This window comes from Frankia sp. AiPs1 (assembly GCF_023716945.1).
Lineage (GTDB): Bacteria > Actinomycetota > Actinomycetes > Frankiales > Frankiaceae > Frankia.
In genome coordinates this window covers 1-5,194 of sequence record NZ_JAMQQF010000435.1, presented here as the reverse complement: position 1 = coordinate 5,194, position 5,194 = coordinate 1, and the positions used below count along the sequence as shown (strand labels likewise).

Below are 5,194 nucleotides of genomic sequence, written 5' to 3'. Positions count from 1 at the left end.
GAGGAGCTGTGCGGGGCGCCGGCGAGCACCCTGCACCGCCTGCTCGGCGCGCAGGGCCGCGGCGGCGGCTTCGCCCGCGGCGAGCACAACCCGATCGACGCCGATCTCGTCGTCGTCGACGAGGCCTCGATGCTCGACGCGGAACTCGCCGCCGCGCTGCTCGACGCCTGCGCCGAGGGCACCCATCTGATGTTCGTCGGGGACCCCGCCCAGTTGCCGAGCATCGGCCCCGGCCAGGTCCTCACCGATCTGCTGGAGTCCGGCGAGATCCCGGTGACGGAGCTGCGCCGGCTCTACCGGCAGGTCGAGGGCGGCGCGATCGCGATGATGGCCGCCGCGGTGCGCGGCGGGGAGCTGCCGCCGCCCGGCCCCGGCCGCGAGGTGGTCGTCGTTCCCTCGACCAGCTCCGGGGAGGCGGCGCACCGCGCCGTGCAGCTCGTCACCGATTCGATTCCGCGGGCGTTGGGAATCCCCGTCGCCGACATCCAGGTCGTCACGCCGGTGCATGCCGGGCCCGCCGGCACGGGGGCGCTGAACGCGGCGCTCAAACGCGTCCTCAACCCGGGCGCGGGCGCGGTGTCGGGGTTCGACGTCGGAGACCGGGTGGTGGCGACGGCCAACCACATCGACGTGGGGTTCGCCAACGGCGAGATCGGCACCGTTGTCGCCGCGGGCGAACGGGGGGCGTTGCGGGTCGCCTTCCCGGGCGGGGTCGTCGAGGTGCCCGCGGGAATCCTCGGCGATCTTCGCCACGGCTGGGCGGTGACGGTGCACCGGGCGCAGGGCAGCGAGTGGCCCGCGGTCGTCGCCGTCTTCCCGCCGGAGGCCGGCCGGATGCTGACCCGCCCGCTGATCTACACCGCGCTCACCCGGGCCGCGGCGCACCTGTCGATCGTCGCCGTGAACGGCCCCGCGGTGCGCAACGCCGTGCGCAACGCGGGCGGCCGGCGCCGCCTGACGTCGCTCGCTCCCCTGCTCGCCGGCGAGATCGCCGGCGAACTCGCCGAGGACGACGAGGACGACGACGGCCTCGACGGCGCGGGCCTCGACGGCGCGAACCTGGACGGTCAGGATCTGAGTGGTCAGGACCTGGGTGGTCAGAACCTGGGTGGTCGGAGCCCGCAGCGCGAAGGCCCTGACAGCGGCGTCGTGCACTCCGGCGGCGGCGGGTCTGGCAGCGGCGGGCCTGGCAGCGGCGGGCCTGGCAGCGGCGGGCCTGGCAGCGGCGGGTCTGACGGGGGGATCGACGCCGGCGGCGTGGGGCCGGGGGGCGAAGCCGAACGTCTCGTGGCCCGTGCGGAAGCGATGCGGGCACGCGCTTCCGGTGCCGGGGTGAAGCGTGGATGACAGGCTGATGGCCGGGCAGTGGCCGGCAGCCGTCGCTGCCGTGGGCCACTGTGCCACCCCCGACGCGTCGGGGGCCCCCGACGGGAGGCAAGATCGTGCAACATGAGGATGGGTAGCGTTCCCGTCGTGGACGCAGACGCACCCGGGACGGCCGCGACCGGCCGGGAGTCCGGGTCCGGACCGACTGTCCTGCCTGGTCCGCGCTCGCCCCGGCAGGCACCGGACGGCAACCCGTCCGACGGCCTCCCGGACGACGCCGCCCTGCCAGCCGTTCCCACCACGGTCGTCCCGGCCAGCACCGCCACCACGGCCAGCACCGCCGTCCCGGCCAGCACCGCCCATCCGGTAGGCCAGCCGGGCGCGAGCCTGCCCTGGACGAGGGGACTGTCCCGGCGCAGCGGGTTGATCCGGTCGGTGTCGAGTCCGGCGACGGCGTCGAGCAGACGGCCGAACACCGACACCAGCACCCCGGCGACGACGAGCAGCAGCACCGCACCGACCCGGCGATCCGTCACCGCGAGGCCGCCGGCGGCGAACGGGACGGCGTCGGCCAGCGCGGATCCCGGCCGGGTCATCGCCCGGACATCGGCCAGGCGGCGGGCGGTGGTCCGCCGCCGTCGCGCCGTGGCTGCCCGGCCCGCCGGCTGTCCGGCGGCACGGCTTCCCATCCGACCTCACGACCGTTCCTCGCGTCCTCCGAGCACTGCGCTCACGGGCGATCGCAGCCTGTCGAGAAAAACCCATTCGGGACACCGATAAAAGGCGGTCGCGCATCGCCGTACAAGGTCGTACAGACAGCGGCGAGTACGCACTGCGACACCCGTTGTATTCCTGACCGGAAGCGACGACGGGGCAAGCCGTATGGCAGTAAGATGACGGCTACGATCTGCGCCGCCGACCGTCCGCCGGCTTCGGAGGTGCGACCCGAAGAACCGCGAGTATTGCGGTAATGCCCCGGCGGCACGTCATGATGGAAGGCCCGCGGCCACGGCGCGCATTTACCGACCGCCGGAGCGGGCCTCCCCCCGATGGCAGGTCCGCTCCGGCGGCAGACCGAGGGCGCGACCGTCGACCAGCCACCTCCGATGCCACGGAGGTGCAGATCATGCGGCTGCGGCGGCAGCGACCCTTCGGCGGCTCCCAGATAACCGCGTGCCGGACTAACCGGAAAGACCCGGACGGCAAATCCGTACAACTTCGTACGCGATGGTCCGATGTTTCGCCCGGCAGGCCAGCAGGACAGCCGGCCGGCGGGACGGCCGGTCGGCTGTCACCCGCCACCGGAACAACGGCCAGCGGCCACGTCCGCGATTAGCACCGAATCAGTCAGGTCGCCGATCCCGGGGCGGCAACCCGGATTCCGAGCGGTATTCTCGGCCCGTCGCCAGGAAGCAATCCCGCAATCCGCGAACACGTGTTCCCAGGAGTCATGGTGTCCTCCCATTGGCTGGACGAGCCCCTGCAGGCCGAGCTGGACGACGCCGCCGTGACCGCGCTGCGGCAGTGGTGCTCCCAGACCGAAACCACCATTCGGCTGGTCCGCTGGCTCATCGGCGGCCGGTCCGCCGCCCGGGTCGCCGCCGTTCTGGCGGACGACCCCCACGAGGGTGCCCGTCAACTGATCATGAAGCTGGACCGGGCACCGGGCGGCGCGGAGGATCCCCAGCCCGGCGAGTACGCCCGCCACCGGCGGGCACTGACCGAGTCCCGGGACTTCGCCAGACAGCACCTCACCAGGCCGGTCCACCAGCCCATTCCGGTCGGCGACGGACGGTGGTTCGTCTTCCAGCGGGTGGCCGGCGGCAGCCTGCGTGACCCGATCACCCTGCACACACTGCTCGACGTCGTCCTGCATCCGCCCCGCCCGATCCGCGGGAGGCAGCCGGCCCGCGCTCAGGGCCCGCAGTCCGCCTTCTCGCAGTCCGCCTTCTCGCAGCCCGCCTTCCCCCGGCCGGCCGCCGATGCCACCGTCTTCGCCGACGTCAGCGCCGCGGTCGTCGGGTCCGTGCTCGGCGAGTGGGCGGGGCGGACCCGGCTGCCCTCGATGGGCGTGCCGGCGATCCTCGGCCGCCAACTCGGCGACCGGCTCGCCCCCGGCAGCCGGCTGGACCGCCTCGCCGCCGCGAATCCCGGCCGCCTCATCACCGTCGAGGAGGAGGACCGTCCCCTGGCCAACCCGTTCGCGCTGGTCCTGGACCCCAGCCGAACCGCCGGCCTGCGGCTGCCCACGTTCGTCGGACGCGCCCACGGGGACCTGCACGTCGAGAACATCCTCATCCCGACCGATCTGCGCGACGCGAGCGCGGCCTTCCAGCTCATCGACCTGTCGCGCTACACCGCCGACGCCGTGCTCACCCGCGATCCCACCCATCTCGTGCTGCACGTCCTCGCCCGGACGTTGGTCGAGCTCTCCCCGGCCCAGCGCACCGCCACGATCGACGTGCTGCTCGACCCGGGCCTCGACGGGGCGCTGCTGCCCCAGTGGCTGTGGCTGTTCATCGACCGGGTCCGCCGCGCCGGACAGCAGTGGGCACGCGCGGCCGACCTCGTCGAACAGTGGCGCGACCAGCTACCGCTGTCGCTGCTGGCCTGCTCGCTGACCTGCCTCGGCCGGGCGTCGACCCGCGAGGAGGACCGAGGCTGGTTCCTACGCCTCGCCGCGAACGCCGCCGCCGCCTTCCTCGACCAGCACGACCTTGACCCGCACGACCTTGACCCGCACAGCAGCCTTGACCCGCAGGGCAGCCTTGACCCGCAGGGCAGCCTTGACCAACACGGCAGCCCCGACCCGCACGATCTCGACTGCCGCGCCTCCCCACTCGGCGTGGCCAGTGTCGCGGGCGGCGTGCCTGTCCGTGGTTCGTCGGTGCACCCCGCGGCCGACGGGTCCGCGGCCGACCTGCTCCTCTCCCATGCGCGGGCCGACGCCGCCTGGGCGGACTGGATCGGCTGGCATCTCGAGGCCGCTGGCTGGCGAATTCTGCCGCACCCCGACCCCGATGACACCGACGCCGATGAGACCGACCCTGATCACGCCAATCGCGATGACGCCGGCCCCGACAACCACGGCAACCCGGACGGCGCCGGGGCAACCCTCGGGCCGCGGACGGTCATCGCCCTGACGGACGCAGTCGCCCAGGTGCCGTGGACACTCGTCGTGCTCTCCCCCGCTTTCCTGAGCGAGGTGCAGGGCAGCGCCGAGTGGCGGGAGGCCTTCCCGGCGGCGACCGCGGCCCGCGGCGGCCGGCTGGTCACCGTCCGGGTCGAGCGCTGCGATCCGCCCGGCTGGCTGGGCCTCGTCGGGTCGATGGACCTTGTCGCGTCGATGGACCTTGTCGGGCTCGGTGCGGATGAGGCCCGCGCGACGCTCGTTGACCGGATGGCGGCCCTGCGCGACGGCGACGAAAGTACCGGACGCCGGGCAAGCTGATGGGGAAGTCGGGGAGCCGGCCCGCGGGCGTCAGCTCGTGACCGCGCACCCCTGCCACGCGGGCGAGTCAGCCCCGATGCCAGCGGTCAGGCAACCGCGGCGGTCGGGCCGGGGAGATCCGGCGGCGAGACGACCGCCAGGACCTGGTCGAGGGTCACCAGGTCGCCGGGGCGGACCAGCACCCTGGCGATGACGCCGGCGGCCGGCGCCGAGACGGGATGCTCCATCTTCATCGCCTCGACGACGATCAGTGACTGCCCGGCGGTGACGGACATGCCGGGCTCGACGAGCACGGCGATCACCGTGCCGGGCATGGGGCTGCGCGCCTGGCCGCCCGCGGCCGAGGCCGCCTCCGCGCCGGCGACGGGTACCGCTTCGGCCAACTCCCAGGCCCGCCCCTCCCGCCCCAGCCAGAGT

At 73.9% G+C, this 5,194-nt stretch carries 3 protein-coding genes; 2 read left to right on the top strand and 1 reads right to left on the bottom strand.

Features of this window, described 5'->3' with window-relative positions; all coding sequences use genetic code 11:
• Both ND748_RS24685 and ND748_RS24675 read left to right on the top strand, forming a co-directional pair.
• The coding region (locus ND748_RS24685; RefSeq protein WP_251748371.1) for an ATP-dependent RecD-like DNA helicase at positions 1–1,347 on the top strand (1,347 nt) is incomplete at its 5' end.
• A 1,429-nt stretch (positions 1,348–2,776) separates the two neighbouring features.
• The gene (locus tag ND748_RS24675; RefSeq protein ID WP_251748370.1) at positions 2,777–4,777 is read left to right on the top strand and encodes a toll/interleukin-1 receptor domain-containing protein; all 2,001 of its coding nucleotides are present in this window, start codon (positions 2,777–2,779) and stop codon (positions 4,775–4,777) included.
• Positions 4,778–4,863: 86 nt separating this feature from the next.
• Here ND748_RS24675 and ND748_RS24670 read toward each other — a convergent pair.
• Positions 4,864–5,194, bottom strand: a 331-nt coding sequence (locus tag ND748_RS24670; protein WP_251748368.1) for an acetyl-CoA carboxylase biotin carboxyl carrier protein subunit, incomplete at its 5' end; no start/stop codon positions are given.